Source organism: Halorubrum sp. CGM4_25_10-8A, assembly GCF_005435025.1.
GTDB classification, from domain to species: Archaea; Halobacteriota; Halobacteria; order Halobacteriales; family Haloferacaceae; genus Halorubrum; species Halorubrum ezzemoulense.
In genome coordinates this window covers 74,266-92,532 of the sequence record NZ_SGTX01000009.1, presented here as the reverse complement: position 1 = coordinate 92,532, position 18,267 = coordinate 74,266, and the positions used below count along the sequence as shown (strand labels likewise).

Sequence of the window (18,267 nt, the reverse complement as noted above, 5' to 3'; positions counted from 1 at the left end):
CGAAGGAGAAACCCGATCAGATGACGCGGTTCTGCAGGTAGTCGAGGTGTTTCGCGTTGTAGACGATCTTGACCTCGTCGGTGGCCGGGCTCCCGATACAGGTGAGCCGGACGTTCTTCTCCTCGACCTCCTCGTCGGAGAGGATCTGCTGCATGTCCATCTCGATGTCACCTTCCTTGACGATGGACGCGCAGTTCGCGCACGCGCCGGCGCGGCACGAGAAGGGCCAGTCGTAGCCCTGCGCCTCGGCCGATTCGAGGATGTATTCGCCCTGGTTCACTTCGAGGGTGCCGTAGTCCTCTTCGTCGAGGCCGGCGTCTGCGGCCTCCTCGAAGAGATTATCGTCGTCCATCGACCAGCCGTGGTCGTCGAGCACTTCGTAGTTGAGGTATTCTACTGTGGGCATCACCTGACGGTTTGGTGCCCACCTCATTAGGCTTTGCTGTTCCCCGTCCGCCGCCGCCGAGACGAGAGCCCGACGACCGAACGAGTTCGCTTCCGCGGCCGAACGAGTTCGGCACGTTCCGTCGCCTCGTCCGGGGATCGGGGCGTCGTCGATCGGCCGGGTTCCTCACCGCCGGCGACCTCCGTCCGATCGCGTGACTGCGCGTTATCGCGACTGATACGAGGTGAGTAACAATAAATAGCGTACGACGCGCAGGACGTACCGATGGAGGAGTCCGTCGTCGCCGACTTCGTGGGCCGCGTTCACGCGGCGAGCCTGTCCGCCGACGAGCCGGCGACCGGTCGCGTCCTGTTGAGCCAGCGACGGCTGGTCCTCGCGACCGACGACGGCAAGGAGACGATCCCCCTCTCGCGGGTGTTCGACGTCGTCGTCGGGAGCGTCCCCGGCGACCTGCGCTCGTTCTTCAACGACAGCGTCACCGTCGCGTACGAGCGCGACGGGTCGCGGCGCTCGGCGCTCGTGGAAGGCGAACCCGACGACATGGACAAGTTCGTCAGGCTGCTGTTCACGTCCCTGTTGCGGAACGTCACCGTGACGGTGCGACACCCAGCGAAGGTCGGCGGCCGCGTCACGGACGCGACCGACCACCGCGCCTCGGTGTCGGTGTCGCCGGGCGAGATACGGTTCAACAACTGTCCGGACCCGTTCACGGTCGACCTCTCTTCGGTGATCGACTACGAGCGGACGGACCGCACCCTCGGCGGGAAGAAGCGCCCCGCGCTCGTCTTCGAACACGTCGTCGACGACCAGACGGTCACGTCGATCACGACCGTGCCGAACGAGCGCGCGCTCAACATCCTCGGCCGGTACATCAAGATCGAGTACGACGAGGCGATGGAGGACTTGGAGTCCTTCGACCCGACCGAAGAGCAGCTGGAGATCCTCGTCTCTATCTACTCCGCGGGCGGCGAGGCGAACATCGCGGACGTCGTCACCGGAGACGTCGCCCAGACGTCGATGATCCTCGACACGCTCCGAGAGGAGGACCTCGTCGCCGACGGCGACAGCGGGACCACGCTCACCCGCAAGGGACAGATGATCGTGAGCTCGTACCTCGAATCCGTCAACGCCTGAGCGCCGCACGCGGAGTTTGGGCCGGACGCGGCGCGCGCTCGGGGGAAGTTTCATAGTCGTGTACCCGTAGATATCTCTCATGCGAGACAGCAACCACCCCGGCGGCGAGTCGCCGCTCGACGCCGTGGTCCGCGAACGGGGACTCGACGCGCCCGACGGGGCGGGGAAGCCCGATCCGACCGGGGACTCGACGTGTCCGGGCGACGCCGGCGGTTCGGGGCCGCGAGTCGCCCGCGTGCCGGAGAGCCACACCCACGACACGTTCTCTGTCGAGGGGATCGAGACCGACCGCCGCGAGGGGTTACTGGAGACGGTCCTGCGCGACGTCGACGGCGTCAGCGCCGCCTCGGCAACGCGGCGCAACGGGACCGTCGGCGTCCACCACGACCCGTCGCTCTCGCGGGACGCGCTCCGCGGGGAGCTCGAATCCTGCGGCCTCGTCGTCGCGCCCGGCGACGAGGCGTTCGAGTCCCGGCGCGCCTCGCAGTTCGCGTCGGCGCGCGTCGCGGTCGCGACCCTGTTCGGCCTGATGGTCGCGACGCCGTACATCGCGGTGCTGTACCCGACCCGGGTCGAGTGGCTGTTCTACGACCCGGTGACCGTCCAGTACCTTCAGTCGATCCTCGACTCGCAGATGACGACGCACTTCTTCATCAACCTCGGCGCGCTCTCGGGGCTCGCGTTCCTCGTCGCCTGCGGCCCGACGATCCGTCGCGCGGCCGCGGCGGTGCGCGACGGTGAGTTCACCAACGAGGTCGCGTTCGTCGGGGGGGTCGCCGCCCTCTACGGCTACAGCACGCTCACCGCGTTCACCGGGCTGGAGGGCGCGGTCCACTACGACCTGGTCGCGTACGCGGTCGTCGTCGCGACCTTCTGGACGCAGTTCGGCGTCACGGACACCGCGGTCGATCCCGCGTCGCGCGGCGAGTCCGCCGCGGAGCCGGCCGACGCCGACGCGGACGAACCGGTCGCGATGACCGACGGCGGGCGCTGACGCGTCACGGCGGTCGTCACTTTTACCCTCGCGCGCTGATCCCGCTCTCGACCGTTTCCGATTCCGCTCGCTGACCCGCCCGCTCGCCTTTTACCGTTCGTGCGTCGCTTCCGGAGAGTCACTCCGCCGCGTCCGCGCCCGCGACGGGCGTCCCGCTCTCGTCGACGGTCACGACGCCGTCGACGGTGACCTCGTCGCCGACGGCGAGGACGTCGCCCCACGATCGCTCCTCGACGACGGTGTTGACCATCAGCCGGAAGTCGTGGTCGAAGCGGTCGCTCGCGGTCCACTCGGGCAGCGTCTCGCGGCGCTTCCGGACGAACCGCTCGCGGAACCCGTCGATCTCGGCCCCCGTGTCCGGGTCGCGAGAGGGGACGACGCAGCGCTGACACGGGTTGACGCCGATCAGCGCCGTGTCGCCGACCGCGACGCGGACGCCCTCCCCGTGGTCGGCGAACAGCCGGTCCTCGAAGAACGCCGGGCAGTCGTCCAACACGACGTTCGGGCGGAGCCGCCGGCGCATCTCCGTCGCGTCCGCCACGTCCTCGAACCACGAGGCGACGGTCGCCAGCGTCGCCCGCGAAACCACCGTCGGCCCGCGCGCGGCGCGGTCGTCGGGGAAGCCGCCCGCGTCGTCTCGCACGAGGTCGACCGCGTACCCGAGGTACTCGCCGACCCAGTCGGCCAGCGCGTCGCCTTCGTCGGGGAGCGGGAAGGTGCGCTCGTCGGCCGGGGCGCGTTCCGTCGCCGGTCGCGAGAGCGTCACGGCCGTCGGCGTGGCGTCGGGCGGGCCGGCGAGTTCGTACTCGGCGCTGAGCCCGTGGATCGCCGGCTCGCTCTTCCCGTTAACGTAGCCGCCGCCACCGCTGACGGAGGCGCGCTCCGGGTCGACGCCGGCTTCGACGAGCGCGTACGTGCGGTCGCCGCGGAGCGCGCCCTCGGGGCCGATCGCGGCGCGGTCGACGGCGACGCCGTCACAGGACTTCAGGGGATACGCGAGGAGTTCGGCGACGCGTGTCATACCGCGAGTTCGACGGGCCGGATAAAAAGCGATCGGCCGACGGGGGCGTCCCCGCCGGACGGTGGTCGCGCGCGACGACGGGTCAGAACAGCCCGGCGATGAACCCGACGCCCATGACGACGAGGACCGCCGCGGAGAACGCGGGCAGGTACGGGGTGTACCGCTCGACGCGCTCCCGAGAGCGGTGGTAGCCGGCGATCAGCAGCAACGTGAGTCCGACGATACCCGCGATGACGGTGAGCGCGTAGGCGCTCATCAGTTCGAGACAGTAGTTCGACCCGGCACAGAGCGCGATGATCTCGAACTCCTCCTCGTGGGCGAACCCGAGGACGAACGCGAACCACGCGATTCCGAGCAGGCCGCGGTCGGCCCCCTCGTCGAAGCCGCCGTGCGAGTGGCCGCCGACGAACGGGAGAAGCCGCTTCAATCGAGCGAGGCGTCCGTCGTCGTCATCGTGGTCGTGGCTGTGGTCGTGGTCGTGGCTGTGGTCGCGATCGTGGCCGTGGGCGTGAGCGTCGTGATCGTCCGACGCCTCAAGAGAGCCGTGAGAGTGCCCGTGGACGTACTCGCGGACGCCGAGCCCGATCAGCAGCGCGCCGGCGACGAGGCTGACCGGCCCACCGATCTGGACGCCGCCGAGCACCGTGATCGGCTCGTTGACCTGCGTGAGATCGAAGTAGCTCTTCGCGTAGAAGAAGACGACGACCATCGCGATGCTGCTCACGAGGTGGCCGAGGCCGATGATGGCGCTCGCCGCGAACCCGTACAGCCACTTGTTGGTCTGGTCGAGGGCGTAGGAGGCGGCGACCGGCCAGCCGTGGCCCGGTTCGACGCCGTGGACCGCGCCGAGGAGGACCGCGCCCGCGAGCGGCCCGAACAGTTCACTTGAGAGCATACGCGGCGCTCCGAGCGGGCGGGGTTTAGCGGTTGTTAGTACCGAACCGGGTGAATCGTCATAACGAACCTCTTGTACTCGCGGGATCCACGACGGCACAATGCGAACGAGCTTCAACGTCCCGGACGACCTCGTCGACGAGTTCGATCGGACGTGGCGGGAGGAGGAGATCGAGAACCGGTCGCGGGCGGTCCGCGAGGCGATGCGCGAGTTCGTGGAGTCGCACTCGCGGCTCGAAGACACGACCGGCGAGGTGGTCGCGCTCGTCGGCTTCGACTACCGCCACCACGAGGTCATCCGGGAGCTCCACGGCGCGCAACACGAGTATCAGGACGTGATCCTCAACACGAGTCACACCCACCAGGGCGAGTGGTGTCTGGAGTCGCTGTTCTGCCGCGGCGACGCCGAGCGCGTCCGACAGCTCACGTACCGGCTCCGCGACTTCGACGCCGTCCGTCGAGTGAAGGTGATGCTGATTCGGGACGGCCCCGACTGACCGGGACGAGGTTCCCGAGTGGTAATCGAGGAACGTTCGCCGCGGCGATGTCGTCATCGTCGAGTTCGATCCGACGGAGGGCTCGGAGCAGAGAGGGACACGGCCCTGCGTAGTCGTCCAGAACGATATCGGGAACGAGAACGATCCGACGACCATCGTCGTTCCGATCACGACATCACGGGGAGACGAACTGTGTCCCTTCGAGATGCGTATTCCGGTCGCGGAGTCGCCGCTTCGGGAGGATTCGGTCGCGCTCTGTAGTCAAATTCGCACGGTGCCTATCGAACACCGCATTACCAACAGCAGTGGTTCCGTCCCGGAATCTCGAACGAAGGAAGTCGACGAGGCGCTCAGGTATGGCCTCGGCCTGATCGATCCCTAGCGATTCTCTCGCTGTTCGACCTTGTTCAATTCGATCAACAGCCGGAAGATTGCCTTCACGAGGTTCGCGTCCACGTCGAAGCGCTCGGCGTTCTCCCCGGCGCGCTCCATCACGCGCTCCTCCTGCCCCTCGTCGGTGGTCGGGAGGTCGCGCTCCTCCTTCACTGCCGCGACGGTGTCGGCGACGTACGTCCGGCGGGCGATCAGCTCGACTATCTCGCGGTCGATGTCCTCTATCTCGTGTCGCAGTTCGTCGAGGCTCCGGTCCTCCGCGTTGGGTGTGTCGCTCATTGGTAGTAGGGTCAGTGATCTGTCGCGGGCGCTCACTCGACGGTCGCGCCGTCGGCTCTCGTCGTCGTTCGCCGCAGCGTTCCGGGACGGTCGGCCCAGGCGTCGGCGACCGCGTCGAGGTCGGTCTCGGGATCGGCCGGGTCCGCGACGGCGACGACGCTCGGGCCGGTCCCCGACAGCGACACCGCGGTCGCGTGCGGCATCGCCTCGACCGCGGGGTCGGCGTCGAAGCCGAGCGCGGCGGAGAACGCCAGTCCGTTCACCGTCATCGCCTCGCCGTACCGCCCGTCGAGCACGAGGTCGGTGACGAGGTCAGCCATGGGCGCGACGGCCTCGCAGCGCGCCACGTCGGCGTCCGCGCTGTAGGCGCGCTCGGGCGGCGTCCAGACGAGAACGTCCCAGTCGACTGTCTCGCGGGCGCGGAGTTCGTCGGCGTCGTTGTCGGTGACGGTGACGCCACCGAGCATCGACGCGGTCGCGTCGTCGAACGCGCCGGTGACCGTGACGCCGACCTCGCGGGCCGCTCGCACGCCAAGTCGACAGGCCTCCAGGCGGGTCACGTCGACCGCGGGGTCGTCCGGGTCGTCGCCGACCGCGTCGTCACTTGCGCGGCCGCCGTCGCCGACCGCGTCGTCACTTGCGCGGCCGTCGTCGCCGACCGCGTCGCCACTTGCGCGGCCGCCGTCGCCGACCACGAGCCCGAGCGCGTCGCAGGTCGCGAGGACGGTCGCGTTGGCGGCCGCGCTGGAGCTTTTCAGCCCCGCCGCAAGCGGCACGTCGCTGTCGGTCCGGACGGTGCCGCCCTCGCCGTCGCCCCAGCGGTCGGTCGCGAGGCTCACGCAGCGCTCGATCAGGTCGGTGTCGGCGTCGGGGTCCTCGGCGATCTCGCCCGCGACGCCGTCGGCCGCGGGGTCGAGGTCGACCGCCGCGCGCGTCTCGACGTCGATGCCGAAGGCGGCGCCCGTGCCGGTCGCGAGCGCGTTCAACACGGTCCCGGCGCCGAGCGCCGCCGCCCGTCCTTCCATGGGTTCACGGCTCGCGAGCGCGGACAAAGAGGTAGCGATCACGGCGAGTCTCTCTGTCAGGGAGGCCGGCCGCACCGGTTCCGGGGTATCAGAGCGGTTCCGCGCGCCTGACGGCCGCGTCGACCGCGTACCGCTCGGCGTCGGGTCGGACGGGCGTCCCGCCGGTCTCGAACCGGATCGTCACCTCGAACGACCGCGATCTCGTCCCGTCGAACCGGTCGTCGCGGGGGAAGCGTCGCGTGACGTACGCGAACCCGACCGCCTCGCGCTCGTCTGAGCCCCGCGGGACGGCGTACGCGTCGGCCCGGAACTCGATCGTTCCGTACTCGAACCGCCCCGCGTTCTCGACGGTCAAGCGGGCCCTGACCCGCGTCCAGCCGCCGCCCTGCGTCACGTCGCGGACCGTCGCGTCGGTGACGACGAGCCCTGACCCGTCGGGGTTGACCTCGTCGGGCGTCGCTTCCTCGGCGCCGCCGTCGGACCCGCCTCCGTCGCCGTCGGACCCGCCTCCGTCGTTCGCGTCCGAGCCGCCGGTCGTCCCGTTCTCGGTCTGCCGAGGGGTCGAGCCGCCCTCCTCCGAGGTCACCAGACAGCCGGCGAGCAGCCCGGCGACGCCGACCGCGACGACGCCCCGCCGCGACGCTCGCCGGACGGGTCGGTCGGCGTCCCGGCCGTCCGCCCCGTCCGCGGAACGGGTCATCGCATCACCGTCCCGAGGACCCCGGTCGACGCGCCGACGGCCGCGGCGACGAACGCCGTCGCGACCGTCGGCACGAACGCGTCCGCCAGCCCGTGCGCCTGCGCGGCGGCGTCGCCCTGCGAGACGACGATCATGGTGACCGCGACCAGGCCGTACGCCAGCGCGCCGAGTCCCGTCCCGAGCCCGCATGTCACAGCCGCGGCGGTGACGCCGCGGGCACGGGACCCGACGAGGACGCCGAGGACGCCGGCCAGCGGGACCGCGCCGACGAGGACCGCCGCGGTCACGGCGAGGTACGACTGGGCGACGAACACGGGTCCGAAGCGCGCGGTCTCGCCGGTCGCGGCGGTCGCCAGCGCCGCCTCCGCCCAGCCCGTCGCGGCCGCGCCGACGATGCCGGCGCCGGCGCCGACGAGGGCGAACGCCGCGGCCACGAGGCCGATCTCGTTCGCGTTCACGCGCCGGTCACCCACCCGTGCCGTAGTCGGCCGTGCCAGCCCGTCCGCTCCTCCCACGCGTCGCCGGAGAAGCCGGTGGCGAGTAGGAACTCGCCCGCTCGGACGAGGTAGCCGTACTGGACGCCGGCGTGCTCGTCGAAGCCGTACCGCTCTCCCTCCGCCTCGCGGTGATAGAAGCGGTACCAGGGGGTCGGGCCGCCGTCGTCCCCAATTCCCCCGGCGGCGGCCGTGCCGTTCTCGGTCGCCGAGCCGTTCCCGGTCGCCGAACTGTTCCCGCTGAAGTCGGAACCGGCGAGCGTCGCCTCCGGGTCGATCGGCGCGCGCCCCTCCGTGGCGCCCTCGTCGAGGGCGGTCGAGAGCCGCGCGTCGGCGGTCTCCGCGTCCGGGTACCGCTGGACGTACACCGGGACCCCGTCCAGTTCGCGGGCCCAACCGCGGAACGTCTCTTCGGGCCGATTCCCCGCCGGCGGGCGGCGGGCGAACGAGAAGAACAGCTCCTCGACGCGGTCGGCGGGCCGCGGGATCGGGCCGAGGCGGGCACGCAGTTCGCGCCGGCGATCGGCACTAAGGGCGTCGCCGTAGATGCGCGGGACGCGGTCGCGGTCGATCTCATCTCGGTCGTACGGCCGGTGCGCGAACGTCGAGAAGCCGCGGCTCGCGACGGCGAGTTCGACGAGCGTCCCGGTCGTGACGCGACCCCGCTCGGGATTGTCCGGCGGGAGCGGCGCCAGCAGCCTCCGGAACAGGCGGTTGTGGATCGGGTTCCGCGAGAACTGTGCCTCGACGTAGAGGGAGGTTCCCATGCCCGCCAGCCCGGTGCGCAACCGGTCGAGTTCTTCGAGGGCGCGGTCCACGTCGCCGCGGGGCGCGAACTCGCGTAAGACCTCGACGTGGCGGTCGACTCGGTCGCGGATCCGGGACCCGGGCGAGAAGTGCGGTTCGAGGGCCTCGGCCGCGCGGGACGCCGCGGTCTCCCCCGCGGCGGCGACCGCGTCGACCTGTTCGGTCGCGATCGCCGCCTCCTCGTCGACGGTCGCCCGGACCGACCGGACCGTCGAGACCGCCTCGGCGACAGCGTCGCGGTAGGTCGCGACCGCGTCCGGGTACTCGGTCGCGAACCACACCGCGTCGTCGACGACCTCGCGCGTCGCGTCCGCGAGCGCGGCGTTCGTCACCGGCGGGTTGCCGTCGGCGTCCGCCGGGTCGTCGGAGGGGGGGTCCTCTGGCGGGTCGTCGGCGTCGCCCCCGTCTCCCCCGTCGCCCGGCGCGTCGGCGGCCTCGGGCGCGTCGGGATACTCGACGCCCTCGACGCCGAGGCACCCGGCGGTCCCGACGAGGGCGGCGCCGACGCCTAAGAGCGCCCGTCGCGTCCGTTGCATGACACGCACTCCCCGCGGCAGGAACTTAAATGTGGTACGCCGATTCTCGCTGTTGAGGGCGCGCCCGCAGTCCGGCGGTCCGACCGGCAGCCGAGCGACGCGTTGGGGCCGAGGGCCGAGCGCGTCCCTTTTGAGGCCGGCACCCCGAGCGTCGCGTATGTCCGCGCCATCACGCAGCGACGTGCCGCCGACCTCGATCGGCGTCGACCTCCGCGAGGAGGGCGTCGTCGTCGAGTACCTCGACGGCCGAACGACCCTCTACCGGGGCGCCCCCGACTCCGCCGAGGGGTCGGTCACCGCCGGTCCCGGCAAGGAGACGCACGTGCTCGTCACCGACCCGACGGAGACGGAGGGCGTGATGACGTACGTGAACGATTACAAGACCGACGACGAGATCCTCGAGGAGTCCGGCGTCGGTCGCGTCATCGTCGAGGACGGCGATCGCGACGAGGTGTTCCCCGGCGTGATCGTCGGCCGGGACGGTAAGCGCAACGAGGTCGTCGCCGATCCCGAGGTCGCCGGCGGGCGCGTGTTCGTCTTCGTCGAGGACGGTTGGACCGAGGGGAGCTACGAGATCGTCGAGGGCCCGGAGGACGGGCTCGACGCGCACCGGTGACCCCGACGCCGACGGGACCCTTCTGATGAGCCTCGCGAAACCCTGGCGCGAACTCGACCGCTCGACCGTCGGGAGCGCGCCCGATCGCTACGCACTCTACGAACTCGGCGATGCCGACGGCGACACGGTCGGGTTCGGCACGGGCGTCCTCCGCGACGAGCTGAAGGAGGCGCTCGCGTACGGCGACGCCGCGACGGTTCGGTGGGAGCTCGCCGACTCGCCCGACCACGCCGAGCGGCTGCTCGCGGACCACGTCGAGGAGTGACCCACTCGTCCGGTCCGCCCGTCCCGACCGACCGGGAACGACCGACAGACGAAAGGCCCGCGGCCGCCGAGGAGGCGACATGAGCGACGAGGCCGAGACCGACGGCGGCGACGAGGTGCTCCGCGCCAGCGACATCGGCGGCGAGGGGCCGCCGATCGAGGAGAAGCCGTACAAGATCGTCTTCGAGGCGAACAAGTGCTTCGGAGCGGGGAAGTGCGCCGAGGTCGCGGACAACTGGGTGATGGACGTGGCGAGCGGGATGGCGAAGCCGGAGGCGTACTACATCGGCGAGGAGGACCTAGCCGAGAACGTCAGCGCGGCAGAGGCGTGTCCCGCGAAGAAGGACGCGGGTGTGATCCACGTCGTCGACCGGCGGACCGACGAGGAGATCGCGCCGGACCCGCACAGCGACGGGACGCTCTCGGTCGACTGGTAGGGCCCGGGCTTCCGAAAGGGGTTTCACCCCGCCGCCGGTAGCCGAATCCGCGCGGGGGTGGCTGAGCCTGGCCAAAAGCGGCGGACTTAAGATCCGCTCCTGTAGAGGTTCGAGGGTTCGAATCCCTTCCCCCGCACTCCTGCGGCGAGCACTTCGCGAGCCGCGGGTGGAGACAAGGAACGGTTCGAACTAGGGAGCGGGAGGTGAGCGAGCCGCGACGCGGCGAGCGAACGGGAGCGACTGGAGTTCGAATCCCTTCCCCCGCACTCCTGGGGCGAGCACTTCGCGAGCGGCCCGCGAATTAACTGGCACCGTCCACCTGCTCGGCGAGCAGATCTCCGCTCCCGATTCCGAATGTCGATACTGGTGGGACCCGCGTCACGGCCCGAACGACCGACCTCGGAGGACCGGAAGCGGTCGCCCGAGCCTAAAGCTATCAGATTCGATAATCTCTCCCGCACAGTTTTGTGAGGGCGGTCGGAGCAGGGGACATGGAAGTTCCGCCCACCGTCCGGGAACACGCCGGCGTGCCGTTACTCGTCGGGATCGGCGGGGGGTTGTTCGCGACGCACGTGTGGCACGCGATCGGCGAGGAAGAGAGCGCCGCGACGTTCCTGTTGGGTATCGTCGCTCCCATGCTCTTCGCCGCCGGCGTCGTAGGCGGCGGCGTCTGGCTGTGGAGGCGGGACACGGACGGCGAGTACGCGCTCAGAGTCGGGAGTTGGTCCGCGGTCGGAGCCGCCGTCCTGGCCGTCGGTGGGGTCCTCGTGATACTGTATCAGCAGCAGTACGGCGTGGTGATGGACGAGCAGGCGTTCGTCGTCGTCAACGCCGCGTCGGGCGGAGCCCTCCTCGGATTCATCGTCGGCGTGTACGACATCCGGCAGCGGAGAGCGGAGGAGAGAGCGACCCGACTCACCCGGCAGCTAACCGTCCTCAACCGCGTCCTCCGTCACGACATCCGTACCAACGCCAACGTCATTCAGGGGAACGCGAGTCTCCTGACCGAGGAGTCGGTCGACACCGACGAGAAGGCCGACACGATCCGACAACAGGCGACCGATCTGGTGAAACTGGGGAAACAGGCCCGGAGCGTCGAGCAGATCCTGACCACGGAGGAGGTCGACCGAGAGTCACAGGAGCTCACCCCCACCGTCGAGGCGTGCTGCGAGCGAGTCCGGCGCGACAATCCGTCGGCGGAGATCGACGTCTCGCTGCCGCCGACGGTGCCCGTCGTCGCGCACCGGCTGATCGACTCGGCGCTGGCGAACGTCATCGAGAACGCGGTCGAACACAACGACAAGGAGACGCCGCGCGTCCGCGTCGAGACCGAGCCCGTCTCGCGGAATGGGACCGACTACGTCGAACTGCGAGTCGCCGACAACGGGCCGGGGATCGCCGAGAGCGAGATCGAGGTGTTGAAGCGCGGCTACGAGACGGACCTCGAACACACGAGCGGGCTCGGCCTCTGGCTCGTCAGCTGGATCGTGGCGCGCTCGGGCGGAGAGGTCCGCTTCGAGGAGAACGATCCCGAGGGCAGCGTCGTCTGCCTGCGACTGGCGCGGGCCGACGGCGGCGCGCGGTCCGTCGGGGGATCGGACACCGCCGCGCCCGCCGTGTAGCGGTCGCCGAGAGCCGTCTCTGCGTTCGACGACTGCTCTCGCCGCTCGGTCAGCGGATCGGCGCGCCGCCATCGGGTGCCGGATTCGGAGGGAGTCGCACGCGCGGCCCCGTGCTCGCGACCGCGGCGGGCGACGCCGGCGGCAACGGCGGGGCGGAGTGGGGCGGTCGCGCTAACAGCAGAACACGAACGGGTAGACCAGGGCGACGCGGTCGCCCGCCTCGAGCTCCGTGTCGAACCCGTTCTCGTTCTCGTTGAAGTGGCCGTTCACGAGGATCCGGGCGTACGTCGTCGTCTGCTCGCCGACCGGGTTCTCCGTCCACGTCCCCGGCGGCTCGTCCGGCGCCGGCGCCCAACCGCTGTGAGTCGCGTCCGCCTCGGTCTCCGCGATGAGCGTCTCCTGGAGCTGCGGATACTCCTCGAACAACTCGTCGAGGAACGCCCGGAGCGTGTCGCCCTCGAACGCGTACTCGAACTCGTGCTCGTCGAGCTCCGTGCGGACGTGGCCGGTACACCGGACGGTGACCGTCGTCTCCGCCTCGGTCGCGGCGGTCGGCGCATCCTCCGGGTCCGTGCCGTCCGCCGCTGTCGGGGGCGACTCCGCCAGTTCGCTGGTCTGAGTCATGTGTCGGCGTACGCCGCCGCCTCGGGTAAGACAGAGTGCGAACATGTTCGCCGGGATAGTGCCGACGGGACGCGGGCACCGTCGGCCGTCGCCCTCTGCGCGCGGGTCGAGCCGCCCGCCTCACTCGTCGAGCCGGTCGGAACGCTCCGACCACCCGGTCGCGTCCGTCGCGAGGTCGTGGACCTCCTTCCGGATCCCCGCGTAGTTGTCGACGATGTCCTGCGTGGTGACGATCCCCTCCGGCGTCGTCCCGTCGACGACGACGAGCTTCTTGACGCCCTCCGACCGCATCCGCTTCGTCGCCGTCCGGAGCGTCGCGCTCGGTCGGACCGTGACGAGGGGAGCGCTCGCCGCCTTCCGGACCGGAATCGCCGACAGCGGGTCATCGGTCGCGTAGCCGGCGCGGAGCACGTCGCTCTCCGTCAGGATCCCGGCCGGCGTCCCGTCGTCGGTGACGACGACGCTGCCGACCCGGTTGCGGAGCATCCGCTCCGTGGCGTCTCGGACCGCGGCGTCGGCCCCGCAGGTCACGAGGTCCGTCGTCATCACCTCCTCGACGAGCATACACTGGGGTACCGCGTCGGCGTACTTGTAGGTGTCTTCGCGGGGCGCGAAACCGGGCGCGGCGCGGAACCGGGCGCGGCGCGGAACCGGGGCTCGGCCCCGCGCGGCGCGGCCGCCGCCGCTCAGTAGTGCCAGGGGTACTCGCGGAACCGCGGCTCCCGGCCCTCAAGGAACGCGTCGCGGCCCTCTTGGGCTTCCTCTGTCATGTACGCGAGCCGCGTCGCCTCGCCCGCGAACACCTGCTGGCCGACCATCCCGTCGTCGGCCATGTTGAACGCGTACTTCAGCATCCGCATCGCCGTCGGCGACTTCCGAGTCATCTCGTCGGCCCACTCTAGGGCCACCTCTTCCAAGTCCTCGTGCGGGACGACCTCGTTGACCATGCCCATGTCCGCCGCCTCCTCGGCGGAGTAGGTCTTCCCGCGGAAGAACACCTCGCGGGCCTTCTTCTGGCCGATCTGCTTCGCGAGGTAGGCGGAGCCGAACCCGCCGTCGAACGAGCCCACGTCGGGGTCGGTCTGGAGGAACTGCCCGTGCTCCTCGCTGGCGAGCGTCATGTCGCAGACGACGTGGAGCGAATGACCGCCGCCGACCGCCCAGCCGGGGACGACCGCGACGACGGGCTTCGGCATGAACCGGATCAAGCGCTGGACTTCGAGGATGTGGAGCCGCCCCGCCCGCGCCTCGCGGACGAGGTCGTCGTCGTCGTCGCCCGCCTCGTCGTCGTCGCGGTACTCGTAGCCGGAGCCGCCCCGGACGGACTGGTCGCCCCCCGAGCAGAACGCCCAGCCGCCGTCCTTCTCGGACGGGCCGTTGCCGGTGAGGAGGACGCAGCCGACCTCGGCCTGCTTGCGCGCGTGGTCGAGCGCAGCGTACAACTCGTCGACCGTGCCCGGCCGGAATGCGTTGCGGACCGCGGGGCGGTCGAAGGCGATCCGGACCGCGGGGACGTCGACGGCGCGGTGATAGGTGATGTCGTCGAACTCGTCGGTGACGGGCTCCCACGCGTCGGGATCGAAGATCTCCGAGACCATGCCGGATCGTACGTCCGGACCGTTGATAAACGGCGTCGGATCGACGGACGGAGAACGCGACCGCGCCCGGACCGGGGTGAAGTGAAGCCGTTCGGCTCAGAACGGTGCGCGCTCGGTGCGCCGCACGGCCGGAAGCGGGAGCCGGCTCCGGAGTCCGAGGGGGACGCGGGAGCCGCGACTCGCCCGTCGGGACCCGTCAGTCGTTCTGCGCGTACGCGCCCTTCGGGTGGCCCTTGTGCTGGAGGTTGCGGTTGTCGCGCTTCCGCGTCGCCGTCGCGGGGATGACCTCGCGGGACGGGTCGATCTCGGACCGCGGCATCCCGGTGTACCCGTGGTCGGGATGCTCGGAGCAGTGTGCCATCGCGTCGTGCGAGCCCTCCCACGGGCCCTCGTCACAGCCGTCCGCCGTACAGACGAACACTATCTCCTCTGACATGCTAACCGTGGCTTCCGGGTCGGTGTACAAAAACCCCGCACCAAAATTATCAGAATTGATTATGGGCTGTGTCCGAGGCGGACCGACGGCGCGGCGGAGGGTCAGTCTCCCGCGGCGGGCGCGCCGAACAGCTCGACGCTCGTCCCGTCGTGTCGGCAGTCCTCGAGGGCGTGCTTGGCCGCGAATCCGGCCTCATGGGCGGACGGGCCGCGGCCGACGCCGACCTGGAGCTCGATGTCCACGTCGTCCTGTACGTGGGTGACCGCCGACGAGAACGCCGCCTCCGGGAGGTCGGGACAGACGGCCACGACGTTGTCGCCGCCGACGAAGAAGGAGAGGGCGCCGTGCGCCTCGCGGAGGTGGCGCATCAGCGAGCCGTACGCCCGTTCGATGTTGATGAACGTGTCGAACTCGTTGAGCCGGTCGGTGTACTTGCCGGTCGCGTTGACGACGTCGAAGTGCGCGATCTGGAGGTCCGACCGCTCCGTCTCCGAGAGGTACTCGCCCGCGAGCACCTCGGTCCGACTCTCGTCCTGCGCGCTGCCCGCGGTCTGGAGCCGCCGGTTCGCCGCTTCGAGCGCGTCGACCGGGCGCTCGGCGACGGCGGTCCCGAGGCTGATACTGACCGGGTAGCGGTTGCCGATCGACTCTTGGAGGGTCGCGTGGGCCGCGCCGTCGACGCCGTTGGTCACCGCGATCATGTTGTCGAAGCGAGTGAAAAAGACGTAGGCGTCGCGGTGGCCGAGGAACTGGGCCACGTCGGCGAAGAGCCGCGACTGGAGCGTCTGGAGATCCATCTCACGGCGCGGCTCCGGCGTCGTCGTCCACGGCCCGTAGTTGTCGATCTGGACGAGGGTCACCTGAGTCGTCGTCACAGTGAACGTCGGTACGGAACCCGGCCGCTTTACCCTTCCGTTATCCCGAAGGTGGGATCGGTACCGAGTTCGTGATCGGCGCGGCGGCGGCAGCGGTCCGTTCGCGGACGCGAGCGCAACTCCTAGGACCGTGGCGCCCCCACCACGAATATGGATTTCAGCGGCGCCGTCCTCGACGTCGACGGCACGGTCGTGCGGGGCGACGATCCGATTCCGGGCGCCCCCGCTGGGTACCGCCGCCTCCGGGAGGCCGGCGTCGAGACGCTGTTCGTCTCGAACAACCCGACGAAGGCGCCGCGGGCGTACGTCGACCGGCTCGGTGGGGCGGGGTACGACATCGACGCGGACCGCGTCTTCACCGCGGGCAGCGTGACGACGCGGTACCTGCGGGAGCACCACCGCGACGACGACCTGCTCTGTATCGCCGACCCCGGACTGCTCGACCAGTTCGCCGAGGCTGGGCTCTCGACGACCGACGACGTGGACGCCGCCGACGCGCTGGTCGCCTCCATCGACCGCGAGTTCGACTACGAGGACCTCTGTACCGCGCTCTGGGCCCTAGAGCGCGACATCCCCTTCATCGGTACCGACCCAGACGTGGTGATCCCGGCCCCGGAGCGCGACGTGCCCGGCTCCGGCGCCGTGATCAACGCGATCGCCGGCGTCGCGGAGCGCGACCCCGACGCCGTCCTCGGCAAGCCCTCGGACACCGCGATCGAGATGGTGCGCGAGCGGCTCCCCCACCCCGCCAAGGAGTGTCTCGTCGTCGGCGACCGGCTCGACACCGACATCGCGCTCGGCGAGCGCGCCGGGATGACGACCGTCCTCGTCCGGTCGGGCGTCACCGACGACGCCGACCTCGCGGCGTCCGAGATCGAGCCGGACCACGTGCTCGACCACCTCGGTCAGATCGACCGAGTCGTCGGCTGAGGAACCCCGAAGCGGTCGGTACCCGTTCGCCGCGTGGGAAACAGTTATGTGCGGTCGAGCGTACCGTTCTCGCATGGGAGTGGTTGACTCACACGAGGACCGGACCGGAGACGACGAGGAGGACCCCGAGGAGTCCGTCCGCGTGGTGGAGGGACACGCGGTCCAGTTCAACGAGTACCGGTACTGACGGGCGAGCGCGTTCGGGCCTGACGGGCGAGGGAATGCGGTTGTGACGCCTGGATCGGTGTCCGCGCTGTCCTGACGGCCGGCGCCGGCGTCCGCGCGGGCCGCGACCGACCGCCCGACGGCTGTCGGGACCGTTAAGTGGTCGTCGCGGGTAGCCGAGGGTGTGATACCGAGGCTCCGACGCGCGAGTACCTTCGCCGCGGTGGCCGCGATCGCGGTCCTCGCGCCGGCGCTCGACACCGCCGCAGCCGTCCCCTTCTTCGCCGTCGCCGGGGCGGCGTTCTTCGGCGTCCGCGACGGCGAGTGGTTCGAGACGCTCGCGCTGCCGGGCGACCGCGAGGCGGAGCGCCTCTACGGCCTCGTCTCCTTCGCGCTCGCCGGCGCGGGCCTCGCGCTGTTCGCGTCGCTGCCGCGCGCGCCGCTGCCGTACGAGGCGTTCGCGGCCGCGACGCTCGCGGTCGGCGCCGGCCGCCTCGGCCGGACGCTCGTCTCCCGCCGGACCGCGGACGAGTTCCCGCTCGTCGCTGGCTACGTGGTCGCCGGCACGGCCGCCGCCCTCGCCGGACAGATCGCGGTGCGCCTTCAGACCGGGGCGCCGGTCGACGGCGCGACGCTCCCGGTCGCGGTGTTCTTCGCGGCGGCCGCGGCGCTGACGGCCGCGCTCGTCCGCTCGCTGGTGTTCTCGCGGGACGCTCACATCACGACGATCCTCGTCGCGTTCGTGACGTGGGGGTTCATCGCCCTGGATCCGACCGTCGACGCCCCCCTCGTCGTCGCCGGCCTCGCGGTGACCGGCGCGCTCGGGTACGTCTCCTTCGCCATCGGCACCGCCTCGGTCGCGGGGATGCTCACCGGGGTCGTCTCGGCGCTGCTCGCGGTCGTCCTCGGCGGCGTCGGCTGGTTCCTTACCCTCATGTCCTTCTACGCGTTCGGGGGGCTCGCCTCGAAGTACCGGTTCGACGAGAAGGCGGCCCGCGGGGTCGCCCAGGAGAACGAGGGGGCCCGCGGCACCGGGAACGTGCTCGCGAACTCGGCGGTCGCGCTCGCGGCGGTGGTCGGCTACGCGGTCGCGCCGCACCTCGCCGTCCCGGCCGCGCCCTTCGGCTTCGCGTTCGCGGGCGCGACCGCGACCGCGATGGCCGACACGCTCTCCTCGGAGATCGGCGGCCTCTACGACGGCCCGCGGCTGGTGACGACGCTCCGCCGCGTCGAGCCCGGGACCGACGGCGCGATCACCTGGCAGGGCGAACTGGCCGGCCTCGCCGGCGCGCTGCTCGTCGGCGCCCTCGCCGCCGGCGGGTCGCCGCTGATCAGCCCGGTGGTCGCCGGCGGCGTCGCGGCGGGCGGGGCCGTCGTCGCGGCCGGCGTCACCGGGATGACCGTCGACAGCCTCCTCGGCGCCCTGATCGAGGGGGATCGCGTCGGGAACCAGTCGGTGAACTTCCTCGCGACGCTCGCCGGCGCCGTCGTCGCCGTCGCGCTCTGGGCGGTGGTGTGAG

Annotated in this window: 22 protein-coding genes, 1 tRNA gene and 1 pseudogene; 11 read left to right on the top strand and 13 right to left on the bottom strand. The window is 70.8% G+C overall.

Translation table 11 applies throughout. The features are described 5' to 3' along the window. Window positions 1-16: 16 nt before the first annotated feature. Window positions 17-406 carry a ferredoxin Fer gene (fer, locus tag EXE52_RS11145; protein ID WP_049931604.1) on the bottom strand — a complete coding sequence of 130 codons (390 nt, stop codon included), beginning with the start codon at window positions 404-406 and terminating at the stop codon, window positions 17-19. A gap of 264 nt (window positions 407-670) precedes the next feature. On the opposite strand from fer, the gene EXE52_RS11140 reads away from it, so the two are divergent. Beyond that, entirely contained in the window at window positions 671-1,540 is an 870-nt protein-coding gene (locus tag EXE52_RS11140) for a CheF family chemotaxis protein (protein ID WP_049931605.1), read from the top strand. 79 nt (window positions 1,541-1,619) lie between these two features. Next, window positions 1,620-2,534, top strand: coding sequence for a hypothetical protein (locus EXE52_RS11135; protein ID WP_049931606.1), 915 nt, complete (start codon window positions 1,620-1,622; stop codon window positions 2,532-2,534). A gap of 118 nt (window positions 2,535-2,652) precedes the next feature. Here EXE52_RS11135 and EXE52_RS11130 read toward each other — a convergent pair whose 3' ends face one another. Further along, window positions 2,653-3,555, bottom strand: coding sequence for an MOSC domain-containing protein (locus EXE52_RS11130; RefSeq protein WP_089308147.1), 903 nt, complete (start codon window positions 3,553-3,555; stop codon window positions 2,653-2,655). Window positions 3,556-3,637: 82 nt separating this feature from the next. Beyond that, on the bottom strand, window positions 3,638-4,450 hold the full coding sequence (locus EXE52_RS11125) for a hypothetical protein (RefSeq protein ID WP_049931608.1): 813 nt from the start codon (window positions 4,448-4,450) through the stop codon (window positions 3,638-3,640). 100 nt (window positions 4,451-4,550) lie between these two features. Between EXE52_RS11125 and EXE52_RS11120 the strand changes: the two genes are divergently transcribed. Together EXE52_RS11120 and EXE52_RS11115 are read left to right on the top strand one after the other, a co-directional pair. After that, window positions 4,551-4,946 carry a CopG family ribbon-helix-helix protein gene (locus tag EXE52_RS11120; protein WP_089308148.1) on the top strand — a complete coding sequence of 132 codons (396 nt, stop codon included), beginning with the start codon at window positions 4,551-4,553 and terminating at the stop codon, window positions 4,944-4,946. Between the two features lie 31 nt (window positions 4,947-4,977). Next, window positions 4,978-5,328, top strand: a pseudogene (locus tag EXE52_RS11115) (type II toxin-antitoxin system PemK/MazF family toxin); the annotation flags it as partial. On the opposite strand, the gene EXE52_RS11110 reads toward EXE52_RS11115, so the two are convergent. The 5 genes from EXE52_RS11110 to EXE52_RS11090 all read right to left on the bottom strand — a co-directional run bounded on the left by EXE52_RS11110 (window position 5,325) and on the right by EXE52_RS11090 (window position 9,180). Beyond that, the gene (locus EXE52_RS11110; protein ID WP_049931610.1) at window positions 5,325-5,618 is read right to left on the bottom strand and encodes a chorismate mutase; all 294 of its coding nucleotides are present in this window, start codon (window positions 5,616-5,618) and stop codon (window positions 5,325-5,327) included. The pseudogene EXE52_RS11115 and the gene EXE52_RS11110 overlap by 4 nt on opposite strands. A gap of 32 nt (window positions 5,619-5,650) precedes the next feature. Beyond that, window positions 5,651-6,643: a shikimate kinase gene (locus EXE52_RS11105; RefSeq protein WP_089308150.1), complete on the bottom strand. Its 993-nt coding sequence runs from the start codon at window positions 6,641-6,643 to the stop codon at window positions 5,651-5,653. An 88-nt stretch (window positions 6,644-6,731) separates the two neighbouring features. Then, complete coding sequence (locus EXE52_RS11100; protein WP_089308151.1) at window positions 6,732-7,343, bottom strand: hypothetical protein; 612 nt, start codon at window positions 7,341-7,343, stop codon at window positions 6,732-6,734. Continuing rightward, on the bottom strand, window positions 7,340-7,801 hold the full coding sequence (locus EXE52_RS11095) for a hypothetical protein (RefSeq protein WP_049931614.1): 462 nt from the start codon (window positions 7,799-7,801) through the stop codon (window positions 7,340-7,342). Before EXE52_RS11095 ends, EXE52_RS11100 begins: the two co-directional genes overlap by 4 nt. Then, the gene (locus EXE52_RS11090; RefSeq protein ID WP_089308152.1) at window positions 7,798-9,180 is read right to left on the bottom strand and encodes a hypothetical protein; all 1,383 of its coding nucleotides are present in this window, start codon (window positions 9,178-9,180) and stop codon (window positions 7,798-7,800) included. The genes EXE52_RS11095 and EXE52_RS11090 overlap by 4 nt, the downstream gene beginning before the upstream one ends. Window positions 9,181-9,337: 157 nt before the next feature. Between EXE52_RS11090 and EXE52_RS11085 the strand changes: the two genes are divergently transcribed. From EXE52_RS11085 to EXE52_RS11065, 5 genes are all read left to right on the top strand, one after another. Further along, complete coding sequence (locus EXE52_RS11085) at window positions 9,338-9,796, top strand: DUF5796 family protein (protein WP_049931616.1); 459 nt, start codon at window positions 9,338-9,340, stop codon at window positions 9,794-9,796. A gap of 25 nt (window positions 9,797-9,821) precedes the next feature. Further along, window positions 9,822-10,061 carry a hypothetical protein gene (locus EXE52_RS11080; RefSeq protein ID WP_049931617.1) on the top strand — a complete coding sequence of 80 codons (240 nt, stop codon included), beginning with the start codon at window positions 9,822-9,824 and terminating at the stop codon, window positions 10,059-10,061. A 79-nt stretch (window positions 10,062-10,140) separates the two neighbouring features. Then, window positions 10,141-10,497 (top strand): ferredoxin, encoded by a 357-nt coding sequence (locus EXE52_RS11075; RefSeq protein WP_089308153.1) that lies wholly within the window; start codon window positions 10,141-10,143, stop codon window positions 10,495-10,497. A 51-nt stretch (window positions 10,498-10,548) separates the two neighbouring features. After that, window positions 10,549-10,633, top strand: a tRNA-Leu gene (locus EXE52_RS11070). Between the two features lie 355 nt (window positions 10,634-10,988). Continuing rightward, a complete protein-coding gene (locus EXE52_RS11065; protein ID WP_089308154.1) occupies window positions 10,989-12,119 on the top strand; it encodes an ATP-binding protein in 1,131 nt (376 codons plus the stop codon). A gap of 171 nt (window positions 12,120-12,290) precedes the next feature. Here EXE52_RS11065 and EXE52_RS11060 read toward each other — a convergent pair whose 3' ends face one another. From EXE52_RS11060 to EXE52_RS11040, 5 genes are all read right to left on the bottom strand, one after another. Further along, window positions 12,291-12,743 carry a MoaD/ThiS family protein gene (locus EXE52_RS11060; RefSeq protein WP_089308155.1) on the bottom strand — a complete coding sequence of 151 codons (453 nt, stop codon included), beginning with the start codon at window positions 12,741-12,743 and terminating at the stop codon, window positions 12,291-12,293. Window positions 12,744-12,863: 120 nt separating this feature from the next. Next, entirely contained in the window at window positions 12,864-13,307 is a 444-nt protein-coding gene (locus EXE52_RS11055) for a CBS domain-containing protein (protein ID WP_049931622.1), read from the bottom strand. Between the two features lie 122 nt (window positions 13,308-13,429). After that, window positions 13,430-14,341 (bottom strand): 1,4-dihydroxy-2-naphthoyl-CoA synthase, encoded by a 912-nt coding sequence (locus EXE52_RS11050; RefSeq protein WP_049931623.1) that lies wholly within the window; start codon window positions 14,339-14,341, stop codon window positions 13,430-13,432. A gap of 196 nt (window positions 14,342-14,537) precedes the next feature. After that, window positions 14,538-14,777, bottom strand: a complete 240-nt coding sequence (locus tag EXE52_RS11045; RefSeq protein ID WP_049931624.1) for a hypothetical protein — start codon at window positions 14,775-14,777, stop codon at window positions 14,538-14,540. 101 nt (window positions 14,778-14,878) lie between these two features. Beyond that, window positions 14,879-15,652: a GTP cyclohydrolase III gene (locus tag EXE52_RS11040; protein ID WP_049931625.1), complete on the bottom strand. Its 774-nt coding sequence runs from the start codon at window positions 15,650-15,652 to the stop codon at window positions 14,879-14,881. A 150-nt stretch (window positions 15,653-15,802) separates the two neighbouring features. Here EXE52_RS11040 and EXE52_RS11035 point away from each other — a divergent pair, with 150 nt between their 5' ends. Further along, the gene (locus EXE52_RS11035) at window positions 15,803-16,582 is read left to right on the top strand and encodes an HAD-IIA family hydrolase (protein ID WP_089308156.1); all 780 of its coding nucleotides are present in this window, start codon (window positions 15,803-15,805) and stop codon (window positions 16,580-16,582) included. 349 nt (window positions 16,583-16,931) lie between these two features. Continuing rightward, on the top strand, window positions 16,932-18,266 hold the full coding sequence (locus EXE52_RS11030; protein ID WP_089308157.1) for a DUF92 domain-containing protein: 1,335 nt from the start codon (window positions 16,932-16,934) through the stop codon (window positions 18,264-18,266). The last annotated feature ends 1 nt before the right edge of the window (window position 18,267 follow it).

Excerpts from the sequence above, each read along its gene's own strand:
- EXE52_RS11135 (WP_049931606.1), top strand. The coding sequence starts at position 1,620 with ATGCGAGACAGCAACCACCCCGGCGGCGAGTCGCCGCTCGACGCCGTG.
- EXE52_RS11075 (WP_089308153.1), top strand. The coding sequence starts at position 10,141 with ATGAGCGACGAGGCCGAGACCGACGGCGGCGACGAGGTGCTCCGCGCC.
- EXE52_RS11065 (WP_089308154.1), top strand. The coding sequence starts at position 10,989 with ATGGAAGTTCCGCCCACCGTCCGGGAACACGCCGGCGTGCCGTTACTC.
- EXE52_RS11035 (WP_089308156.1), top strand. The coding sequence starts at position 15,803 with ATGGATTTCAGCGGCGCCGTCCTCGACGTCGACGGCACGGTCGTGCGG.
- EXE52_RS11090 (WP_089308152.1), bottom strand. The coding sequence starts at position 9,180 with ATGCAACGGACGCGACGGGCGCTCTTAGGCGTCGGCGCCGCCCTCGTC.
- EXE52_RS11050 (WP_049931623.1), bottom strand. The coding sequence starts at position 14,341 with ATGGTCTCGGAGATCTTCGATCCCGACGCGTGGGAGCCCGTCACCGAC.
- EXE52_RS11105 (WP_089308150.1), bottom strand. The coding sequence starts at position 6,643 with ATGGAAGGACGGGCGGCGGCGCTCGGCGCCGGGACCGTGTTGAACGCG.
- EXE52_RS11060 (WP_089308155.1), bottom strand. The coding sequence starts at position 12,743 with ATGACTCAGACCAGCGAACTGGCGGAGTCGCCCCCGACAGCGGCGGAC.
- EXE52_RS11120 (WP_089308148.1), top strand. The coding sequence starts at position 4,551 with ATGCGAACGAGCTTCAACGTCCCGGACGACCTCGTCGACGAGTTCGAT.
- EXE52_RS11130 (WP_089308147.1), bottom strand. The coding sequence starts at position 3,555 with ATGACACGCGTCGCCGAACTCCTCGCGTATCCCCTGAAGTCCTGTGAC.
- EXE52_RS11085 (WP_049931616.1), top strand. The coding sequence starts at position 9,338 with ATGTCCGCGCCATCACGCAGCGACGTGCCGCCGACCTCGATCGGCGTC.
- fer (WP_049931604.1), bottom strand. The coding sequence starts at position 406 with ATGCCCACAGTAGAATACCTCAACTACGAAGTGCTCGACGACCACGGC.
- EXE52_RS11100 (WP_089308151.1), bottom strand. The coding sequence starts at position 7,343 with ATGACCCGTTCCGCGGACGGGGCGGACGGCCGGGACGCCGACCGACCC.
- EXE52_RS11110 (WP_049931610.1), bottom strand. The coding sequence starts at position 5,618 with ATGAGCGACACACCCAACGCGGAGGACCGGAGCCTCGACGAACTGCGA.
- EXE52_RS11080 (WP_049931617.1), top strand. The coding sequence starts at position 9,822 with ATGAGCCTCGCGAAACCCTGGCGCGAACTCGACCGCTCGACCGTCGGG.
- EXE52_RS11045 (WP_049931624.1), bottom strand. The coding sequence starts at position 14,777 with ATGTCAGAGGAGATAGTGTTCGTCTGTACGGCGGACGGCTGTGACGAG.
- EXE52_RS11055 (WP_049931622.1), bottom strand. The coding sequence starts at position 13,307 with ATGCTCGTCGAGGAGGTGATGACGACGGACCTCGTGACCTGCGGGGCC.
- EXE52_RS11140 (WP_049931605.1), top strand. The coding sequence starts at position 671 with ATGGAGGAGTCCGTCGTCGCCGACTTCGTGGGCCGCGTTCACGCGGCG.
- EXE52_RS11125 (WP_049931608.1), bottom strand. The coding sequence starts at position 4,450 with ATGCTCTCAAGTGAACTGTTCGGGCCGCTCGCGGGCGCGGTCCTCCTC.